Here is a 19,770-nt window from a genome sequence, read left to right on the forward strand (position 1 = left end):
GAACGGACACGTTTCCGCCCGGTTTCTCCGAGGGGATACCCTCCGGCTCGTGGCTGACATCCAGATTCCTGCTGACCTCAAGCCCGCTGACGGTCGTTTCGGCGCGGGTCCCTCCAAGGTGCGGGTGGAGGCGCTGGACGCCCTCGCCGCCACGGGTAGCTCCCTGCTCGGCACGTCCCACCGCCAGGCCCCGGTCAAGAACCTGGTCGGCAACGTGCGCGAGGGCATCCGCGAGCTCTTCCAGCTCCCCGACGGCTACGAGGTCGTCCTCGGCAACGGCGGCTCCACCGCGTTCTGGGACATCGCGACCCACGGTCTGATCGAGAACAAGTCGCAGCACCTCAGCTTCGGCGAGTTCTCCTCGAAGTTCGCCAAGGCCGCGAAGCTCGCCCCGTGGCTCGCCGAACCCACCGTCATCTCCTCCGAGCCCGGCACGCACCCCGAGGCCGGCGCGGAGAAGGGCGTCGACGTCTACGCCTTCACGCACAACGAGACGTCCACGGGCGTCGCGATGCCGATCAAGCGGGTCGCGGGCGCGGACCCGGGCTCACTGGTCCTGGTGGACGCCACCTCCGGCGCCGGCGGCCTCCCGGTCGACATCGCCGAGACCGACGTCTACTACTTCGCCCCGCAGAAGTCCTTCGCCTCCGACGGCGGCCTGTGGATCGGTGTGTTCTCCCCGGCCGCGATCGAGCGCGCCGAGCGCGTCCACGCCTCCGGCCGCCACGTCCCGGAGTTCTTCAGCCTGCCCACGGCGATCGACAACTCCCGTAAGAACCAGACGTACAACACCCCGGCCCTCGCCACCCTGTTCCTGCTCAACGAGCAGTTGGAGTGGCTGAACGGCCAGGGCGGTCTGGACTTCGCGGTGCGCCGCACGGCCGCCTCCGCGCGGACGCTGTACGGCTGGGCCGAGGACGTGAAGTTCGCGACCCCGTTCGTCGCCGACCCGGCCAAGCGCTCGCAGGTCATCGGCACGATCGACTTCTTCGACGAGGTCGACGCGGCCGCCGTCGCCAAGGTGCTGCGCGCCAACGGCATCGTGGACACCGAGCCGTACCGCAAGCTGGGCCGCAACCAGCTGCGCGTCGCGATGTTCCCGGCGATCGACCCGGCGGACGTCGAGGCGCTGACCCGGTGCATCGACTACGTGATCGAGAACCTCTGACCTTCTCGCGCGTCAGATCCCAGGGGGCGCCCGGTGTTGTGTGCACCGGGCGCCCCCCGGCCGTTCCTAACGCCTCCTGCCCAGCAGCCGCTTGAGGCCGAACACCAGCACCAGGCCCAGGGCCAGGGCACCGACCTTGTAGTCGACGTTCAGTGCCGTACCGCCGCCCGAGCCGGCCCCCGGGGTCGCCTTGCCCGAGGGGGACGTCGAATCGCCGGTTCCGTCACCCCCGGGCGCGTCCTCGGCCTGGACGGGGCTGTCGCTGCCCTCGCTGCCGTAGAGGAGCTTCGAGCCGTCGGTGCTGTACGTGACCGACTCGCCCTGCCGTTGCAGGGGCACGTTCAGCCGCCCCTGCCGTTTGATCCGCCCGCCGTTCCACGCGTAGGCGATACCGCCGAAGTAGCCGCGTACGACGAGGTGTCCGCCGTCCGGCGAGAAGGCGGCGTCGGTGGCCCACAGGTCGACGGTGGCGACGGGCCGGAAGATGTTCGCCCCGGTGGACGACAGCTGCGCCGGGCCTTCGTAGAGGTGCCCGCCGTCCTCCTTCTTGTCGATGATGTAGACGCGCCCGGTCCTGGGGTGGACCACCAGGGACTCGGCGTCCCGGGGCCCGTTCGCGTACTTCACCACGTACTGGGTGGCCCGGATCGTCTGGTCCTTGAGCACCTTGGGCTCGGGCAGCCGGTAGATCCACACATAGGGCCATCGGCCGCCGAAGTTGTCGCCGATGTCACCGACGTAGATCTCGTTCCCCGGACCGATGGATATGGCCTCCGCGTCACGGGGCCTGCCGATGCCGCTCAGAGTGACGGTGGCGACGGTCTTCCCGGTGCGGCCGTCCACGGCGTAGATGTACGGACCGTCGTCGCTGTCGTTGTGCGTCCAGTAGGTCCCGGGGTGCAGACGGGAGGCGGCGAGCCCGCTGGACTCGGTGATCCGGGGGTCCTTGATGGTGAATCCGCCGCCGTCGTCGGCGACGGCGGGCGCCGGCGCGGCGAGCGCACCGATGAGAAGGGCCCCGGCAAGGAACGCGAGCGATCGACGCATGGCCCAAGCCTGCCATCCGGCACCCCGGTTCACCGGCCCGGCGCCGTCGCGCGCCGGTGCCGGGCGGGCGTGTCGATCCTCACACCGGCCCGCCCCATACGTACCCCCTGCGCCCCGGGGCGATCGTCCATGATGAGCGGATGCTCCGGTTCATGCCCGTAGGTGACTCCATGACGATCGGCAGCGCGGGCGAGCACACGTGGCGCCACCGGCTGTGGCGGCACCTGTGCGCGACGTACGACGGCCCGTTCTCGCTGGTCGGCCCGCGCGAGACGCTCCACGACAAGGCGACGGACACCCCCACGTCGTACGCGTACGCCGAACCCGACTTCCCCCGCGCCCATCTGGCGGGCTGGGGCGAGGGCTGGATCCATATGACGCCGCTGATCGGCGGGGCCGTGCGGGAGACCCGGGCGGATGTGCTGCTGGTCTCGCTGGGCCTGATCGACCTGGGCTTCTACACCAACGCGGAGCAGACGGACGAGAACGTACGGAAGTTCGTGGCCGAGGCCCGCCGGGCCAGGCCGCGCATCCGTATGGTGCTGCTGCCGGTGATCCCGAACATCCGGGCCGAGACGGAGGCCGCGTTCGGGGCCCAGGTGACCCTCTTCAACGACCTCCTGGCGAAGACGGCGGCGGACCTGGACGAGCCCGGCTCGCCGATCCTGCTGGCGTCTCCCCCGCCGTCGTACGACATCCACCGGGACACCTACGACGGCACGCACCCGAACGCGAACGGCGAACACAAGATCGCGGGGGCGTTCGCGGAGGCGATGTACCAGGGGTGGGGGGTCGCGGGGCCCTACGCGGCCGGGACGGACTGACCGAATTCCGGCGCCTCTCGGTCACTGTGCGTATCGTTGTACTGCGCGGTCGCACTCAATGGGAGGGTGGCCGGGGAGGAGCGCCATGACCGTCCTTGACGACAGGATCGAGATGGCCGACGCCAACACCAAGCGTTTGGACGAATGGTTCGAGCGGCTTGAGCGCATGCCCGTCCCCGAAGGATTCAGGGTCGAAATCGTCGGGGGCAACGTCCACATGACGCCGCAGCGTGACACCCACTGGTTGATCATCCGCCGGATCGTGCGGGCTCTCGAAGACAGGTTCGGAAGGGACGTCAGGGTGTTCTCGGACGTCCGGATCGACTTCCCCGGCCACGAAAACGGCTTCTGCCCCGACGTGGCCAAGCTCAGCGACTCCGCGAAGAAGGACGACGAGGGCCGCTGGCGTCACGAGGACGTCGAGTTCGTCGCCGAGGTCATCTCCGAGGGCACCGCCGCCAACGACTACGGCCCAAAGAAGAGGGCGTACGCCGTCGCTGAGGTACCTCTCTACGTCATCGCCGACCCCTACCGAGGCAGGTGCCACATCTTCAGGCACCCCAAGGGGGGCGACTACAGCACCGAGACCACGGTCCCCTTCGGAGACGATCTGGACCTCACCGACACCGCTGTCGGCCTCACCCTCACGACCGACGACTTCCCCCGCGACTGAACCCGACCGCCCCGCAACGTCCTTGCCTAGAGCGCACTCCACGCCGTTGGCTAGGCAGTCATGAAGTACACGCAGCTCGGACGCACAGGACTCAAGGTCAGCCGACTCGTCCTCGGGACCATGAACTTCGGCCCGCAGACCGACGAGGCCGACAGCCACGCGATCATGGACGCGGCGCTGGACGCGGGCATCAACATCTTCGACACCGCCAACGTGTACGGCTGGGGCGAGAACAAGGGCCGTACCGAGAAGATCATCGGCAGCTGGTTCGCGAAGGGCGGCGACCGGCGCGACAAGGTCGTCCTCGCCACCAAGGTGTACGGCAACATGGCCGCGGACGGCGACGCCTGGCCCAACCACGACAAGCTCTCCGCCCTCAACATCCGCCGGGCGGTCGACGCCAGCCTCAAGCGGCTGGGCACCGACTACATCGACCTCTACCAGTTCCACCACGTCGACCGGAACACTCCGTTCGAGGAGATCTGGCAGGCCATCGACGTCCTGGTGCAGCAGGGCAAGATCCTCTACGTCGGGTCCAGCAACTTCCCCGGGTACAAGATCGCCCAGGCCAACGAGATCGCGGCGCGGCGCGGCGGCACGATCGGGCTGGTCAGCGAGCAGTGCCTCTACAACCTGGCCGAGCGCCACGCCGAGATGGAGGTCATCCCGGCCGCACAGGAGTACGGCCTCGGGGTCATCCCCTGGTCGCCGCTGCACGGCGGCCTGCTGGGCGGCGTGATCAAGAAGGAGGTCGAGGGCGGGCGCCGGGCGTCCGGACGGGCCGCCGACACCCTCGCCAACCCCGCCGCACGCGCGCAGATCCAGGCCTACGAGGACCTGCTCGACAAGCACGGGATCGAGCCCGGCGAGGCCGCCCTGGCGTGGCTGCTGACCCGGCCCGGCGTCACCGGCCCGATCGTCGGCCCGCGCACCGGCGAGCAGCTGGAGTCGGCGCTGCGGGCGGTCGAGCTGGAGCTCCCGGAGGAGGTCCTGGCCGGCCTCGAGGAGATCTTCCCCGGCCCCGGACCGTCGCCGGAGGCGTTCGCCTGGTAGCCGACGGGGCCCGGCACCCCTCGGGGGCCGGGCCACGCACGGCGGCGGTGGCCTACCTGCCGACCGCCGCCGTCAGCGCCACCACCGCGAACATCAGCACAAGCACACCGGCCATGATCCGGTTACGAGTCTTCGGGTCCACGCATCGAGCGTAACCGGACCGCGTCAGGAGCCCGCGCCGAGCCCCCACCGCCCCACGGCCTCGTACCGGGGCTGCTCCCCCGGCACACCCGACCGCGGCAGCCGGCTGCGCACGAGGCACAGCTCCCCGACCGTCCAGGTGGTCCCCTCGAAGGCGTCCAGCGCGACGGCGTACGGCCGCAGGTCCGCGCCCCTGCCCCGGCTGCGGGCCAGCGTCAGATGCGCTTTGTAGCGGCGGTGCTCCCCCATGTCCACCCCCGCCTTGTGGCCCGCGGCCTCCGTGCGGTCGGCGAGCAGCCGCAGGGCCGTCGTCTCCCCGGAGGCGCCCACCCACAGCGCCCGGTCCCCGAACCGGCCGCCCCCGGCGAGGGCCAGGGGAAACGGCTCGGCGCGCCGGGCCGCCCGCGCCAGCCGCTCCGAGAGATCCGGTACGACGTCCTCGTCGACCTCGCCGTAGAAGGCGAGCGTGAAGTGCCAGCCCGGCCGTTCCGTCCAGCGCAGCCCGTCCGCGCCCGGCATCCCCTCCAACTCACGCACGACCGAGGCCAGTTCCTGAATGACGCGCTCCGGCGGCAGCACCGCGGCGAAGAGTCTCATGGCACCAGTGTCCCCGGGGAACGCTCCGGCGTGCGTCCATTACCGTGCGTATCGTTGTACCGCGCGGCTGCATGCGACTCGAGGAGATCGACCTGACCGGGACCGTGGTGGGCCTGGTTCTCAAGACGGACGAGTTTCCAAGGGGCTGACCCCGGCCCCTCAGAGGCCGGGGTCGGTGGATCCGGGGTCCGGGGCCGGGACTACGCCGCCGTCGCCAGCTCCTCCTGCCGCTCGCGGGGGACGAAGCGGACCTGCGGGTGGCCGCGGTTCCAGTCGACCGACAGGCGCAGACCGCCCGCCCGGGCCAGCAGCAGGCCGATGGTCACGGCCGCCGCGAAAGAGACCAGACCGCCCAGGGCGAAGCCGATCCGCGCGCCGTAGGTGTCCGTGATCCAGCCGACCACCGGCGCTCCCAGGGGCGTACCGCCCATGAAGACCATCATGAACAGGGCCATGACGCGGCCCCGCATCGCCGGATCGGTGCCCATCTGGACCGCCGTGTTGGCGGTGACGTTCACCGTCAGTCCGGCGATCCCTATCGGGACCATCAGCAGCGCGAACAGCCACAGGGACGGTGCCGCGGCCGTCACGGCCTCCAGTCCGCCGAACACCGCCGCGGCGGCGATCAGCACCCGCAGCCGGGCCGTGCCGCGACGGGCGGCGAGCAGCGCCCCGGTCAGCGAGCCGAGCGCCATCAGCGTGTTGAAGAGGCTGTAGGCGCCCGCTCCCGCGTGGAAGACGTGTCCCGCGTACGCCGAGAGCCACACCGGGAAGTTGAAGCCGAAGGTGCCGATGAAGCCGACCAGGACGATCGGCCAGATCAGCTCCGGATGCCCGGCGACATAGTGGAGCCCCTCGCGGAGCTGCCCCTTGCCGCGCGGGGCGCGCTGCACGGCATGCAGCTCCCGGGCGCGCATCAGCAGCAGTCCGGCGATGGGGGCGAGGAAGGACAGGCCGTTGAAGAGGAACGCCCAGCCCGTGCCGACGCCCGTGATCAGCACGCCCGCGACGGCGGGGCCGACCAGACGGGCGGACTGGAAGTTCGCCGAGTTCAGGCTCACCGCGTTCTGCAGTTGCTCGGGGCCGACCATCTCCGAGACGAAGGACTGCCGGGCGGGGTTGTCCACGACCGTGGCGAGTCCGGCGGCGAAGGCGGCGAGATAGACGTGCCAGACCTGGACATGGCCGGAGAGCGTCAGGAAGGCGAGGACAAGGCCCGTGGCACCCATCGCGGACTGCGTGACCAGCAGCGTCGGGCGCTTGGGGAGCCGGTCGACCAGGACACCGCCGTAGAGCCCGAAGAGGAGCATCGGCAGGAACTGCAGGGCCGTGGTGACACCGACGGCGGTGGAGGAGCCGGTCAGGCTCAGCACCAGCCAGTCCTGTGCGATGCGCTGCATCCAGGTGCCGGTGTTGGAGACGACCTGTCCCAGGAAGAAGAGCCGGTAGTTCCGCACACGCAGGGAGCTGAACATCGAGGACGCGCGGGACCCGGTCCGGTCGGCGGCGTCCGCGTCCGGAGTCGGGGGAGCCGCGGGGGGCTCGGGGGTCGCGGAGGCCGTGGGGGACTTCGGGGTCCCGGGAGCCGTGGGGGGCTCGGGGGTCCCGGGTGGGGCGGGCGGGGAGTCGTGGGTGGCTGGTGCGGGGGCGGAAGCTGCTCCGGATCCCGTACTCAAAGGGGTTCGCCTCCTAGCGATGACGGATTCATACGTACGCGGGTGGGGCCACGTCCGTCACGGTGGGCGTCCGGCGTGGACGCCTGCCGTCACAGATGCGCGAGTTTCTCCAGGACCGGGGCGGCCGCGCGGAGCTTCGCCCACTCGTCCTCGTCCAGGCCCTCGACCAGGCCGGCCAGGAAGGCGTTCCGCTTGCGGCGGCTCTCCTCGAGCATCGCCTCGGCCCGCTCGGTCTGGGTGACCACCTTCTGGCGCCGGTCCTCGGGATGCGGCTCCAGCCTGACCAGCCCCTTGCTCTCCAGCAGCGCCACGATGCGGGTCATCGACGGCGGCTGGACATGCTCCTTGCGGGCGAGCTCGCCGGGGGTGGCGGAGCCGCAGCGGGACAGGGTGCCGAGCACCGACATCTCGGTCGGGCTCAGCGACTCGTCGACCCGCTGGTGCTTGAGTCGGCGCGAGAGGCGCATCACAGCGGAGCGGAGAGCGTTCACGGCGGCAGCGTCGTCGCCATGGGTCAGGTCAGCCATGCTCTTTAGGATAAGTCATTACTTTCCCTAAAGACCACTGCGCAACGCCGCCTCACGGGTGACTCCCGCCACGCAGGCCCGCGCTTCCGCGGCCGCACGGGCAAACTTTCGAGTCACATCTATCACCCAAATGGGTGATAGAGCGGGGGAACGTGACACACCGGCCGTCCGAATCCGGCGACCCTCGTACACATGGGGACCAGTGTGCTCAGTGTGCGGCTGGAGCTGGAGCTGCTCGAACGGCTCCGCCTGCACGCCGCCAGAAGAGGAATGAGCGTCCAGGACTATGTCGTCCGGACGCTCATTCGGGATGACTTCGACGAGCGGTTCCAGGCCGCCGTCGACGAGACGGAGAGGTTCTACGGGGTCACCTGACCCCGTGGGAGCCGGTCAGGTCAGGCCCAGGGCCGGCATCAGGTAGTAGAAGCCGAACACCGCCGCCACCACGTACATCGCGGCGGGGACCTCCCGGCCACGGCCCGCGGCCAGGCGCAGCACCACGAAGGTGATGAAGCCCATGCCGATGCCGTTCGTGATCGAGTACGTGAAGGGCATCATCAGCATCGTCACGAAGGCCGGGACGGCGATCGTGTAGTCCGCCCAGTCGATCTCCTTGATCGAGTTGGACAGGATCAGGAAGCCGACCGCGACCAGCGCCGGGGTGGCCGCCTGGGACGGGACCATCGTGGCGACCGGGGTGAGGAAGAGGGCCACGGCGAAGAGAAGGCCCGTGACGACGTTCGCGAAGCCCGTGCGCGCGCCCTCTCCGACGCCCGCCGTGGACTCCACGAAGCAGGTGGTGGCCGAGGAGGAGCTGACACCGCCCGCGGCGACCGCGATGCCGTCGACGAAGAGCACCTTGTTCATGCCCGGCATATAGCCCTCGGCGTCGGTCAGCTTGGCCTCGTCGCTGATGCCCATGATCGTGCCCATCGCGTCGAAGAAGCACGACAGCAGGACCGTGAAGACGAAGAGGATGCCGGTCAGGACGCCGACCTTGCCGAAGCCGCCGAACAGGCTGACCTTGCCGATCAGGCCGAAGTCCGGGGTGGCGACCGGGTTGCCCGGCCACTTCGGGACGGTCAGACCCCAGGAGGCGATCTTGGCGGTCGCGTTGAGGATCACCGCGAGCACCGTCATCGCGACGATCGAGATCAGGATGGCGCCCGGCACCTTGCGGACGATCAGCGCGAAGGTGAGCAGGGTGCCCAGGATGAAGACCAGGACCGGCCAGCCGGTCAGATGGCCGCCGGTGCCGAGCTGCAACGGGACCGTGGTCTGCGCGATGTCCGGGATACGGGTGACGAAGCCGGAGTCGACGAGCCCGATCAGCATGATGAACAGGCCGATACCGATGGCGATGCCCTTGCGCAGACCGAGCGGCACGGCGTTCATCACCCGCTCGCGCAGACCGGTGGCGACCAGCAGCATCACCACGAGGCCGGCGAGGACGACCATGCCCATCGCGTCCGGCCACGACATGCGCGGCGCGAGCTGGAGGGCGACGACCGTGTTCACGCCGAGACCGGCGGCGAGGGCGATCGGGACATTGCCGATCACGCCCATGAGCAGTGTGGTGAAGGCGGCGGTGACGGCGGTCGCGGTGACCAGCTGGCCGTGGTCCAGGTGGTGCCCGTACATGTCCTTCGCGCTGCCGAGAATGATCGGGTTCAGCACGATGATGTACGCCATCGCGAAGAAGGTGGCGAAACCGCCCCGGATCTCACGGGACAGCGTGCTGCCCCGTTCCGAGATCTTGAAGTAACGGTCGAGGGCACCGGACGGGGGTCGGGTGCCCGGCTGCTGCGGGGCGGCCTTGGCAGGGGCCGAGGTGGACATGCGAGACCTCAGGAGTGCGGGGGACTTCGGAAAGTCACAGACATGGACAAACGTGATCGAGTCTCGCCGTCACCTGATCACCAACGGGTCTCCCCCATGGCGTTGTTGGTGATTCATACGAATATAAGCGGCCAGACTCGAACTGTTTCAGTATGAACATATGAGGCGTAGATCGCTATCTCCGCGCGTAGACCCTTGGCACACAAGGGCCCGGGGTCCACCCCGACGCCGCCGCCCGTCCCTCGTAAGCTGTGCGCATGGCGAAATGGACCCCCAAGCACGAGGCGCCGGAGCCCCTTGAGGGCCCCGTGGTCGCCACCATCACCGGCGGCACGATCCTGTGGTTCGTCCTCTTCCTGGTCCAGCTGCCGTTCTACGGCTGGTTCGCCGACCACGGGCACACCTGGTGGCTGTGGACCTGCCTGGCCGGCGCGGGGCTCGGCTGCATCGGCATCTGGTACGTGCGCAGGCGGGACGCCGCCATCAAGCGGGACGCGGCACGGAAGGAAGCCGCGGCCGAGGGTTAGTCCCGGACTCCACGTACGGCCACCGCACGAGAGACGTCCTCCCCGGGTCGGATCTTCGGCTCGCTCAAGGGGTGAAGGCGCAGTTCCGCACGTACCGTCGAATGCATGAGTCACATCGACGCGGGCGCCGAACTCGATCCCGTGCACCCCGCCCCCCTACCCGGGCGGGCGCGGGGACTGTCCGCCGCCGAAGTGGCCGAGCGGGTCGCCCGCGGTGACGTCAACGACATCCCCGTCCGCAGCAGCCGCACCCTCGGCGAGATCGTCCGCGCCAACGTCTTCACCCGCTTCAACGCGATCATCGGTGTGCTCTGGCTGATCATGCTGTTCGTGGCGCCGTTCCAGGACAGCCTCTTCGGCTATGTGATCATCGCCAACACCGGCATCGGCATCATCCAGGAGTGGCGCGCCAAGAAGACCCTGGACTCGCTCGCGGTGATCGGCGAGGCGCGGCCCACGGTCCGCCGGGACGGGGTGACCGCCGCGATCGCCACCTCGGAGATCGTGCTCGACGACATCATCGAGACCGGCCCCGGTGACAAGATCGTCGTCGACGGCGTCTGCGTCGAGGCCGACGGGCTGGAGATCGACGAGTCACTGCTGACCGGCGAGGCCGACCCCGTCGTCAAACGGGCCGGGGCCCCCGTCATGTCCGGCAGCTTCGTCGTCGCCGGCAGCGGCGCCTTCCGCGCGACCAAGGTGGGCCGGGAGGCCTACGCAGCCCAGCTCGCCGAGGAGGCGAGCCGCTTCACCCTCGTCCACTCCGAGCTGCGCAGCGGTATCTCCACGATCCTCAAGTACGTGACGTGGATGATGGTCCCGACCGCGATCGGCCTCGTCATCAGCCAACTGGTGGTCAAGCAGTCCGGATTCAAGAACTCCCTGGCCCGCACGGTCGGCGGGATCGTGCCCATGGTCCCCGAGGGGCTCGTCCTGCTCACCTCCGTGGCCTTCGCCATCGGCGTCATCCGGCTGGGGCGCAAACAGGTCCTGGTCCAGGAACTGCCCGCCATCGAGGGCCTCGCCCGCGTCGACACCGTCTGCCTGGACAAGACCGGCACCCTCACCGAGGGCGGCATGGACGTCACCGAACTCCGGCCGCTCCAGGGCGCCGACGAGACCTACATACGCAAGGTCCTCGGCGCGCTCGGCGAGTCCGACCCGCGTCCGAACGCCTCCCTCCAGGCAATCATCGACGCCTACCCGGACAGCGAGGAATGGCGCTGCACCGAGGCCCTGCCTTTCTCCTCCGCCCGGAAGTACAGCGGCGCGTCCTTCAGCGAGGGCGACGGCGAGGCCAGCACCTGGCTGCTCGGCGCCCCGGACGTCCTGCTCGGCCCCGACGACCCGGCCCTGACCGAGACCGAGCGCCTCAACGAGCAGGGGCTGCGGGTGCTGCTGCTGGCCCGCACCAGCCGGGAGCTGGACGACCCCCGGGTCAAGGACGGCACCCGGCCCACCGCGCTGGTCGTGCTGGAGCAGCGGCTGCGCCCGGACGCCGCCGACACCCTGCGCTACTTCGCCGACCAGAACGTCCGCGCCAAGGTGATCTCCGGTGACAACGCGGTGTCCGTGGGCGCGGTCGCCGGGAAGCTCGGCATCGCCGGCGAGGTCATGGACGCCCGCCGCCTTCCGGAGAACCAGGCGGAGATGGCCAAGTCGCTGGACAAGGGCACCGTGTTCGGGCGGGTCACCCCGCAGCAGAAGCGGGACATGGTGGGCGCGCTGCAGTCGCGCGGGCACACGGTGGCGATGACGGGCGACGGCGTGAACGACGTGCTCGCGCTCAAGGACGCGGACATCGGCGTCTCGATGGGCTCCGGCTCGGAGGCGACCCGGGCCGTGGCGCAGATCGTGCTGCTCGACAACAGCTTCGCGACGCTGCCGTCGGTGGTCGGCGAGGGCCGGCGGGTGATCGGGAACATCACCCGGGTCGCCACGCTGTTCCTGGTGAAGACGGTCTACTCGGTGCTGCTGGCGGTGCTGGTGGTGTGCTGGCAGGTGGAGTACCCGTTTCTGCCCCGGCATCTGACCATGCTGTCGACCCTGACCATCGGGGTTCCGGCCTTCTTCCTGGCGCTCGCCCCCAACAGGGAGCGGGCCCGACCCCACTTCGTACGGCGGGTCATGTGGTACTCGGTCCCGGGCGGGGTCATGGCGGCGGTGGCGACCTTCGTGACGTATCTGATCGCCCGGCACCACTACACGGGCCCCGGATCGCTGGAGGCGCAGACCAGCGCGGCGACCCTCACGCTCTTCCTGATCTCGATGTGGGTGCTGGCGATCGTCGCCCGGCCCTACACCTGGTGGCGCGTCGCCCTGGTGGCCGCGATGGGCGTGGCGTTCCTGTTCGTCCTGGCCGTGCCCGCGCTCCAGCACTTCTTCGCGCTGAAGCTGGTGGGCGTCTCGATCCCCTGGATCGCGGTGGGGATCGCGGCGGTGGCGGCGGCCGCCCTGGAGTTCGTCTGGAAGTGGGTCGACCGCCGCGTGCCCGTGTGAAGGGTGCTACACGGTGGGCCACATGGTCTTGCCGGCCGCCAGCTTGCCCTTGCCGTCGCCCGCGTACCAGCGCAGATCGCCGTTGGACCACAGCGCGGCCAGGTCCGCCTTGCCGTCGCCGTTGAAGTCACCGCCGAGCACGGCACGCATGCTGCCCCAGCTCTTGTCGGGGTACATCGAACGGGCCTTGTCGAAGGTCCCGTCGGCCTTGCCCGGGTAGAGGTTCAGGGCGCCGTCGGAGGTGACGGCGGCGATGTCGTCCCGACCGTCGCCGTTGAAGTCACCGGTGGCGATGTGCTTCATCTTCCAGGTCTTGTCGGGCCACATGGCCTTCTTCTGGTTGACCAGGTTGCCGCTCGCGTCCCTCTTGTACGTGTAGAGGGATCCGTCGGGCCACTGGAACAGCAGGGTGTCGCGTCCCGCGGTGCCGGTCTTGAGCGCGGCGGCGGGCAGGCCGTTCTTCCAGGTGGCGTCGGTCCAGAGCTTGGTCCGCTTCCACATCGTCGGCACCCAGGTGTGCTGTGCCAGGAACATGTCACCATCGTCCTCGACCATGGCGACCTCCGGGCCCGCCCCGTCCCCGAAGTCGCCCGCGACGAGCTGCGTCGGCGTGGTGCGGCTGAAGGTCGGGCCCAGGTACGCCCCGTACTGGAGCGTGCCGTCGGGACGGCCGTAGAAGACATGGGCGGGGCCGCGGGTCAGGACGGCCGCGATGTCCGTACGCCCGTCACCGTTGAAGTCCGCCGCCGTGACGGCGTCGGTGACGAAGTCCTTCAGGGTCGTCAGCCGGACCCGCTGCACCCAGTCCGCGATGTCGTCGACCCGGGTGGCGACGGCACCGGTGCGGGTCTCCTGGGAGCCGAGGCACCCGCCGCCCCAGGAGGCGTCGACCACGCCGACCAGATTGCCGTTCGCGTTGAGGACGGGGCCGCCGGCGTCACCCTGGCACAGGGCACCGCCGCCGTTGCTCGGGGAGATCGCCAGGGTCGAGGCGCCCACGGTGTCCACGGTGAAGGAGCCGGTGTGCGCCTTGGCGGGGACCCACTCGTCCTTGGTGCGGCCGAACCCGTCGGCCTTGAGCTGGTCGCCCTGGGCCGGTGCGGTGGTGCCGAGCTCGGCCTCGTCGATGTTGGGGAACGGGCCGTCCAGCGGGTTGTCGATGGTGGCCGGGTTGGTGATGCGCGCCATGACCAGATCGCGGTCGGGGTGCGGGACGAGCTCCAGGACCTTCTGCTTCACGATCGCTTCCGCGCTGGGGCGGTTGCCGTCGGCGGTGACCACGGTGGTGTACGCGGGCTTGCCGGCGGGGATCTTCGACGGGTGCTGGGGGTCGGCGGCGAAGCAGCTGGCGGTGGTGAGCACCCACTGGCCGTCGACCAGGGTGCCGGAGCAACTGCGCTCGTTGTCGTTGCCGAGGTCGATGTGGAGCTTCACCGTGAACTGGTCGGCGCCGTCGGCCACCTGATCACCCACCACCGACTGGGCGGGCGGAGCGGCCAGCAGACCGGTCGTGAGGCCGGCCGTCACCAGACCGGTCACCCATACCATGCGCTGTGTGCGCGGACGAACGTTTTTCACTGTTCCTCGAATCACCAAGAAGTTCTGCGCGGACGGAAGAAGGGAGGGGGCGCCTCGACGGGCGCCGGTGCGGCCGGCCGGCGGGTCAGCCGGTCACCCGGAGCTCGACGAGCACCGACCTGGCGCCGTCGCTGGTGCCCTCGCCGACGGACTGGTAGCCGTCCTTGGGCACGTTGACGGTCGTGGTGGAGCCGTTGGCGGTGAGGTCCGCGCTCACCGGGTGGTCCGTGGTCTCGACCGCGAAGACCCGGGGAAGTTCCAGGGTCAGCCGGCCCGTCGGTCCGAGCGCCTTGAAGCAGTAGGAACCCCGGCGGCCGACGGAGTCGTCCTTGACGGTGAGCACCCGGATCTGCTGGGCGGCCTGGTCGCAGTCGGCCAGCAGGATGTGACCGTCACCCTTCTTGAGCTTGATGCCCTGCTCGGTGAGGATCCGGTCCGCCGAGGGGTAGTTGTAGCCCTCGACCGCGACGGGCGGCGTGTCGGAGGACGGGGGCACGGGCGGGTCGTCGGCGGCGGCGGCGATGGACACACCGCCCACCGTGGCGATCCCGGCCACGACTGCGGACACGACTGTTTTCCGGGCGTGGAAAGGCACGCGAGAGTCCTTTCGGAAACGGGTCGCCGAAGAGAGGGACCCGCCGAGAAGTAAGGAACGAAAAATCCTGCGAAGAAGCAGAAGAGGTCAGTTGAGTGCCGGGCTGTGACAGGCCGGTCCGCACCGCTGAAGACGCCTCAAAGCAACCCCCGTGATTGCGTCGAAAAACCAAGGCGCCGGCGACTCGACAGACGGAAGGGCGCGAATGGTTGAATTCCCCTGGCCGAAAGCCTCCGCTGGTCAGGCGGAGACAAAGGCGGGGCATACGTTAGTCAAAGCCTCACTGTTCGTCAATACAAGACCTCTACGCCTTGCTCGGCAACTCGCCATCCACCCCACGCGATCACGCCACGGGAACGCGGCCGATACACCGCTATAGAGGGAGCAACGGGACATTGCTCCGGAGGGGTCGCCCCTCGGCCGCATCGGCCGTGAATCGGATTCGATTGCACTGATCCCGGTGCCGCTCCGCCCTATTCCGATTTCGATGTCAGCCCGCGAAAAAACGGCCGCCCCCGCCGGAATTCCGGCGGGGGCGGCCTCGGTGTGGCGAAAGGGTTACCGCACGTCGACGAAGTCACCCGCGGCGTTGACCGCCGGGGTGGTCGAGGTGCCCGCGAAGGAGTAGCGGTAGTAGCCGTCGACGGACGCCTTGACCGTGGTCTTCAGGTTGCCCGCGCTGTCCGTCTTGATGGTCTTGAGCGTGGTGTAGGTGTTGCTGCCCTTCTTGCGGAACTGCAGCTTCACCCACTGGCCCGAGAACCCGACGTACTTGTTGGTCTCCCAGTCGGCACGGGACAGCTTGCCCTTGACCGTGAGGGTCGCGCCCTTCCTCACCGGCTCCGGCGAGGCGTCGGCCGTCAGCGCGGAGTTGCGCTGGATCAGGGTCGTCCCGAGGCCGCCCTTCTCGGCGACGCCGACCTTGGACAGGTCCGGGGTGGTCGAGTCCAGCTGGCCGTTCCAGTCGATGGCGCCGGCGGCGGCGCCCCAGGAGCCCGCGTTCGCGTTCTCCAGGTCACCCTCGGCCGGGTAGATGTCGATCGTGCCCTTGCAGGCGGCGACGGTCGACGAGCTGGCGGTGCACTTGGCCGGGGCGTCGCCGATGAGGATGTTGTCCGCGTCGGCGTAGGAACCCTTGTAGAGGTACGGGTCCGTCTCGAAGTCCGGCGCGGTGATGTCGACGTCGGTGCCGTGGGTCATGGTGTACGAGACCGGGATGGAGACGTGGCCGCCGGTGCCCACCTTGTAGGCCTTGCCGATCTTGAAGCCGGAGAAGGTGACGTTCAGGGCGTACGGCTCGCCCGAGGTGCCGGTGTCGGCGGTGAACGCCCGCATGCCGGAGGTGGCATGGGCGGACTGCAGGACCTTCGCGACGGCCGCGCGGTGAGCCGGGGCGGCGGGGGCGGCCTGCGCGGCCGACACGGCGAAGGCGGAGAGGGCCAGGGCGCCGGTGACGGCGGCCGCAGTGGCACGGATACGCATGACGTTCTCCAAGTGGAGAATGGGGACCGCGGACTGACCCACGGAGCCCCGAAGTGTCTGGGGAGTCGGTTGACTCGCATGATCAGATCCATGGCCTGAACACATGGTTGTACGTGGCCGGATCTTTTTTTCACACGCCTGACGCGGCTGCTCCGCGCCCCTTCACATGGGGCGACGTCCCGGCAGACGTCACCCCATGTTCAGGCCCCCTGCGAACGCGGGCCGGACTCAGTCGAACCAGCGGTCCCGTGCCAGCTCGTCCGTGCGTGAGGGGTCCTCCAGAAGCGCGGCGACCTCGAAGCGGCGCGGCCACTGGCCCGTCGCCCAGGCGAGACCCGCGGCGACGCCCTCCAGGGTGGCGGCGTGCAGCACGCCGTCCGTGGTCAGCCGCCAGTCGATCTCCACGCCGTCGACGACGAGCTCCTCGTGCTCCACGTACGACGCCGGGGTGGACGGCCCGAGCAGGACCCGCACGGACTCCGGGACGTCGTGCTCGGCGCCCTCGGAGGTCACCTCGCCCGTCACCGACTCGCTCAGCCGCCGCACCTGGAACAGCTCGGCGAGGTCGGCGGCCCGCGTCGGGCGCACCGGCAGCAGCGGGACGCCCTCGGTGGAGGGCAGCAGGTCGGGCGAGTCGACGACCACCGCGTCGGCGGCGTCCACGACGCTCACCCGGCCGTCGACCACCGCGCGCAGCTCGTCCGGCAGGGTCACCTGTTCCGGGTCGAGGTCGGCCAGGGCCGTGTAGAGGGCGTGCAGCTGGGCCGCGGAGACGGGCCGCCCGGGGTCGGCGAGCCGGTCGAGCAGTTCGGCGGCGCCGCCCGGCTCGTCGAGCAGGGCGGCCACGGAGGTCCGTACGCCGAGCGCCCGCAGTACCTGCTCGTCCTCGAAGCCGGTGGCGTCGGCCTCGTCGTACAGCCCGTGCAGCAGCGGGTCGCCGCCCGCGGCGCGCAGACCCGCGGGGCGGCGGCCGCCGAGGACCGGGTTCCCGCGCAGCCACCAGGCGGTGTACGGCCGTACGACCTCATGGGTGCCGTCGGGCAGCAGGATCCGCACCGGCTGGGTGAGCGCGTCCCGCAGCGGGGGCTCGGACAGCAGGGCGAGGGCCTGCGGCCAGCGGTCGTCGTCGACGAGGTCCAGGTCGCGCACGGCGACGATCTCGGTCGCCACCGGCGGCACGGGGGTGTCGGGCAGCCGGTCCAGGACGTCCTCGCACCACACGTCGACGGCGTCGAGCAGCCCGACGTCGTCCGGCTCGGCGAAGTCCCCGTCGCGGGGATCCAGTTCGTCGGGGTCCAGGACCACGTCGGCGGCGCGGACCAGGGCGAAGTTCGCCAGCACCCCGCAGGCGGTCAGCGGCTGCTCGCCCCAGCGTTCGGCCAACTCGACGTCGACCAGCGCGAGTTCCTCCTCGCGCATGACGCTCGCGAAGGGGCTGCCGGGGAGCACGAGTTCCCCGGCGGGCGCGAGTTCGCCGTCCTCGTCGGGCAGGGCGAGGGCGCCGAGCCAGGGCTCGTCGCCGGGGCCGAGCGCGGCCTCCCGGACCAGGGCGAGGACGGTGTCGGCGAGCTCCTCGGCGTCCAGACCTTCCTGGTCCCAGCCGGGCCCCTCGTCGTCGAGGGAGGCGGCGACGGCGGCCCGCACCTGCGGGGTGGTGAGCACGGCGCGCGGAGTGGCGGGCAGGGCGCCCAGCTTCTCCAGGAGCGGATGGGCGGCCTCCGGATGGGCGACCTTCAGGCCCAGCCGGGCCAGGGCCTCGGGCGTCACCGGCGGCCCGTCCAGGGTCGGCAGCAGCACCTGACGGGGCCCGATGGTCGTACGGCCGTCGGCGAGCGGCACGGGCAGCCCGGTCAGCCGGTCCGGGTCGACCCCGGCCAGGCTGTCGTACAGCCGCCACCACCACTCGGGCTCCTTCTCCAGGCCCGCCAGCCGGTCCACCGCCTCGGTCAGCGGGACCCGGGCAACGCCCAGGGTGCGCAGCTCGGCACGGCGCTCCAGGCCCGCGGGCAGCAGGCTCGGCAGCACCTCGGCGAGGACCCGCACGGTCTCGGCGCCGGCCCCCTCGACGATCTCGGCGTCCCGCGGCCGCAGCGCCTCGGGCAGCCCGGAGTCCTCGACCAGGTCGTGGGCGGGCGGCAGGAACGCGGTGCGCGGCAGCCGGTCCAGGACGGCCCGGCGCAGGGCGCCGTCCAGCTCGCCCTTGCCCAGCGGGCCGGGCACCAGATCGATGGCGCCGGCGGTCACCGGGCGCCAGTCGGCGAGGAGTTCGGCGTACGCGTCGGCCGCGCGCTCCACCAGGAAGTCGGTCAGCGGGCCGGGCGCGGCGTGGCGGCGGGTGGGGTCCAGCGGGAACGAGGCGATGAGCAGCGCGGGCACACCGAGCGCCTCGTCGCTGGGCGTGGGGGCGTGCACGACGGGTGCGGTACGGGGCCGGGCCGGGGTGCCGTCGTCGGCGACGGGGACGGCCCAGGTGACGGACCAGTGCGGACGCAACCGCTCCTCGACCGGGCGGCCGGCGAGCAGGTCCGGGGTGAGGGGGCCGTGCCGGGACTCGGTGCGCCAGCGGGAGATGCCCTCGCGGGAGTCCTCGACCACGGTGTCGGTGCCGTCGGCGCGGCGGCGCAGGGTCCGCACCTCGTCGCCGATCTCGACGACGACCTCCGCCAGGCCGGGCAGGGCGAGCAGGAGCGCGTCGTCGACGGTGTGCAGCAGCCGCTCGGCCAGGTCGGCGGCGGCCGTGTCGCGCAGCGGGAGGATGACGACGGTGTCGTACGGGTCGGGGGCGCTGCCCTCGGCGGCGAACGGCAGCCGCAGCAGCGGCACATGGCCGTCACGACGGCGGATCTCGTCCCCGAGGCCGGGACTGTGCAGGGCGGTCTCGCCGGCCAGTTCCCTGGCCTCGGCCAGGGACCAGCGGACCCCGCCGTGCCGGCCGACGACGGCGGGCTCGTCGCTGACCGCGAGGACGGCCGCGAAGCCGACGCCGAAGCGCCCGACGGCCTCCTCATGAGTGTCGCGCTTGGCGGAGGCGCGGAGGGTGGACAGCGACTCGACGCCGACCGCGTCGAGAGGGGCACCGGTGTTGGCGGCGACGAGCACGCCGTCGCGCAGGGTGAGCCGCAGCCGGCCGGGGGCCCCTGCCCTGGCCGCGGCGTCGGCGGCGTTCTGCGCGAGCTCGACGACCAGACGGTCGCGGTACCCGCCGAGTACCAGCTCCTCCTCGGCGTTGGCGTCCTCGCGGAACCGGGCCGGGCTGGTGGCCCAGGCGTCCAGCACCCCGCGCCGCAGCCGGGCCGTTCCGAACGGGTCCGCGCCTTCGGCTGCCGGCCGCACGAATACGCTCACGCTTTCACTCTCCCTCTCGCGGCGTGCCCGTGCCTGCCGCGGGACGAAAGTACCGTCTGCCGGACCGGCCGTTCCCGGGGGTGGCTCCCCCGGGCCCCTCGCCGCGGCCCGCACGGCCGTGTCGCGCGGTGGCCGGACGGGTCGGCCGGGGCCGGACCGGGGGTCGCGGACAGGGCCGTCACGGCACGTCGGAGGGCCG

At 70.8% G+C, this 19,770-nt stretch carries 16 protein-coding genes; 7 read left to right on the forward strand and 9 right to left on the reverse strand.

Features of this window, described 5'->3' with window-relative positions; all coding sequences use genetic code 11:
- Nucleotides 1-49: 49 nt before the first annotated feature.
- Nucleotides 50-1,168 (forward strand): phosphoserine transaminase, encoded by a 1,119-nt coding sequence (serC, locus tag ACFYX0_RS13485; RefSeq protein WP_355907133.1) that lies wholly within the window; start codon nt 50-52, stop codon nt 1,166-1,168.
- 66 nt (nt 1,169-1,234) lie between these two features.
- Here the strand turns inward: serC and ACFYX0_RS13490 are convergent, their stop codons facing one another.
- Nucleotides 1,235-2,215 carry a WD40 repeat domain-containing protein gene (locus ACFYX0_RS13490; RefSeq protein WP_388969945.1) on the reverse strand — a complete coding sequence of 327 codons (981 nt, stop codon included), beginning with the start codon at nt 2,213-2,215 and terminating at the stop codon, nt 1,235-1,237.
- Nucleotides 2,216-2,355: 140 nt separating this feature from the next.
- On the opposite strand from ACFYX0_RS13490, the gene ACFYX0_RS13495 reads away from it, so the two are divergent.
- The 3 genes from ACFYX0_RS13495 (at nt 2,356) to ACFYX0_RS13505 (ending at nt 4,765) form a co-directional block, all read left to right on the forward strand.
- The gene (locus ACFYX0_RS13495) at nt 2,356-3,039 is read left to right on the forward strand and encodes an SGNH/GDSL hydrolase family protein (RefSeq protein ID WP_355907139.1); all 684 of its coding nucleotides are present in this window, start codon (nt 2,356-2,358) and stop codon (nt 3,037-3,039) included.
- Nucleotides 3,040-3,124: 85 nt separating this feature from the next.
- Complete coding sequence (locus ACFYX0_RS13500; RefSeq protein WP_388969947.1) at nt 3,125-3,712, forward strand: Uma2 family endonuclease; 588 nt, start codon at nt 3,125-3,127, stop codon at nt 3,710-3,712.
- Nucleotides 3,713-3,772: 60 nt separating this feature from the next.
- The gene (locus ACFYX0_RS13505; RefSeq protein WP_388969948.1) at nt 3,773-4,765 is read left to right on the forward strand and encodes an aldo/keto reductase; all 993 of its coding nucleotides are present in this window, start codon (nt 3,773-3,775) and stop codon (nt 4,763-4,765) included.
- A 165-nt stretch (nt 4,766-4,930) separates the two neighbouring features.
- On the opposite strand, the gene thpR is transcribed toward ACFYX0_RS13505, so the two are convergent.
- The 3 genes from thpR to ACFYX0_RS13520 all read right to left on the reverse strand — a co-directional run bounded on the left by thpR (nt 4,931) and on the right by ACFYX0_RS13520 (nt 7,706).
- Nucleotides 4,931-5,503 (reverse strand): RNA 2',3'-cyclic phosphodiesterase, encoded by a 573-nt coding sequence (thpR, locus tag ACFYX0_RS13510; protein WP_388969950.1) that lies wholly within the window; start codon nt 5,501-5,503, stop codon nt 4,931-4,933.
- Nucleotides 5,504-5,703: 200 nt separating this feature from the next.
- Nucleotides 5,704-7,179 (reverse strand): MFS transporter, encoded by a 1,476-nt coding sequence (locus tag ACFYX0_RS13515; RefSeq protein WP_388969952.1) that lies wholly within the window; start codon nt 7,177-7,179, stop codon nt 5,704-5,706.
- A gap of 89 nt (nt 7,180-7,268) precedes the next feature.
- Entirely contained in the window at nt 7,269-7,706 is a 438-nt protein-coding gene (locus ACFYX0_RS13520) for a MarR family transcriptional regulator (protein WP_311694561.1), read from the reverse strand.
- A 192-nt stretch (nt 7,707-7,898) separates the two neighbouring features.
- Here ACFYX0_RS13520 and ACFYX0_RS13525 point away from each other — a divergent pair, with 192 nt between their 5' ends.
- Nucleotides 7,899-8,081 (forward strand): ribbon-helix-helix protein, CopG family, encoded by a 183-nt coding sequence (locus tag ACFYX0_RS13525; protein ID WP_311694560.1) that lies wholly within the window; start codon nt 7,899-7,901, stop codon nt 8,079-8,081.
- Nucleotides 8,082-8,096: 15 nt separating this feature from the next.
- On the opposite strand, the gene ACFYX0_RS13530 is transcribed toward ACFYX0_RS13525, so the two are convergent.
- Nucleotides 8,097-9,545 carry an NCS2 family permease gene (locus ACFYX0_RS13530; RefSeq protein WP_388969954.1) on the reverse strand — a complete coding sequence of 483 codons (1,449 nt, stop codon included), beginning with the start codon at nt 9,543-9,545 and terminating at the stop codon, nt 8,097-8,099.
- Between the two features lie 257 nt (nt 9,546-9,802).
- Here ACFYX0_RS13530 and ACFYX0_RS13535 point away from each other — a divergent pair, with 257 nt between their 5' ends.
- Nucleotides 9,803-10,072 (forward strand): DUF2530 domain-containing protein, encoded by a 270-nt coding sequence (locus tag ACFYX0_RS13535; protein ID WP_311694558.1) that lies wholly within the window; start codon nt 9,803-9,805, stop codon nt 10,070-10,072.
- Between the two features lie 105 nt (nt 10,073-10,177).
- Nucleotides 10,178-12,571 carry a cation-translocating P-type ATPase gene (locus ACFYX0_RS13540; protein WP_388969956.1) on the forward strand — a complete coding sequence of 798 codons (2,394 nt, stop codon included), beginning with the start codon at nt 10,178-10,180 and terminating at the stop codon, nt 12,569-12,571.
- 6 nt (nt 12,572-12,577) lie between these two features.
- Here ACFYX0_RS13540 and ACFYX0_RS13545 read toward each other — a convergent pair whose 3' ends face one another.
- From ACFYX0_RS13545 to ACFYX0_RS13560, 4 genes are all read right to left on the reverse strand, one after another.
- Nucleotides 12,578-14,119, reverse strand: coding sequence for an FG-GAP-like repeat-containing protein (locus ACFYX0_RS13545; protein ID WP_388969958.1), 1,542 nt, complete (start codon nt 14,117-14,119; stop codon nt 12,578-12,580).
- A gap of 115 nt (nt 14,120-14,234) precedes the next feature.
- Entirely contained in the window at nt 14,235-14,717 is a 483-nt protein-coding gene (locus tag ACFYX0_RS13550; protein ID WP_388969959.1) for a hypothetical protein, read from the reverse strand.
- 585 nt (nt 14,718-15,302) lie between these two features.
- The gene (locus ACFYX0_RS13555; RefSeq protein ID WP_388969961.1) at nt 15,303-16,226 is read right to left on the reverse strand and encodes a hypothetical protein; all 924 of its coding nucleotides are present in this window, start codon (nt 16,224-16,226) and stop codon (nt 15,303-15,305) included.
- Nucleotides 16,227-16,454: 228 nt separating this feature from the next.
- The gene (locus tag ACFYX0_RS13560) at nt 16,455-19,571 is read right to left on the reverse strand and encodes a sacsin N-terminal ATP-binding-like domain-containing protein (protein WP_388969963.1); all 3,117 of its coding nucleotides are present in this window, start codon (nt 19,569-19,571) and stop codon (nt 16,455-16,457) included.
- Nucleotides 19,572-19,770: the final 199 nt, after the last annotated feature.

It is taken from the genome of Streptomyces sp. NPDC002573 (genome assembly GCF_042889625.1).
GTDB classification, from domain to species: domain Bacteria; phylum Actinomycetota; class Actinomycetes; order Streptomycetales; family Streptomycetaceae; genus Streptomyces; species Streptomyces gibsoniae.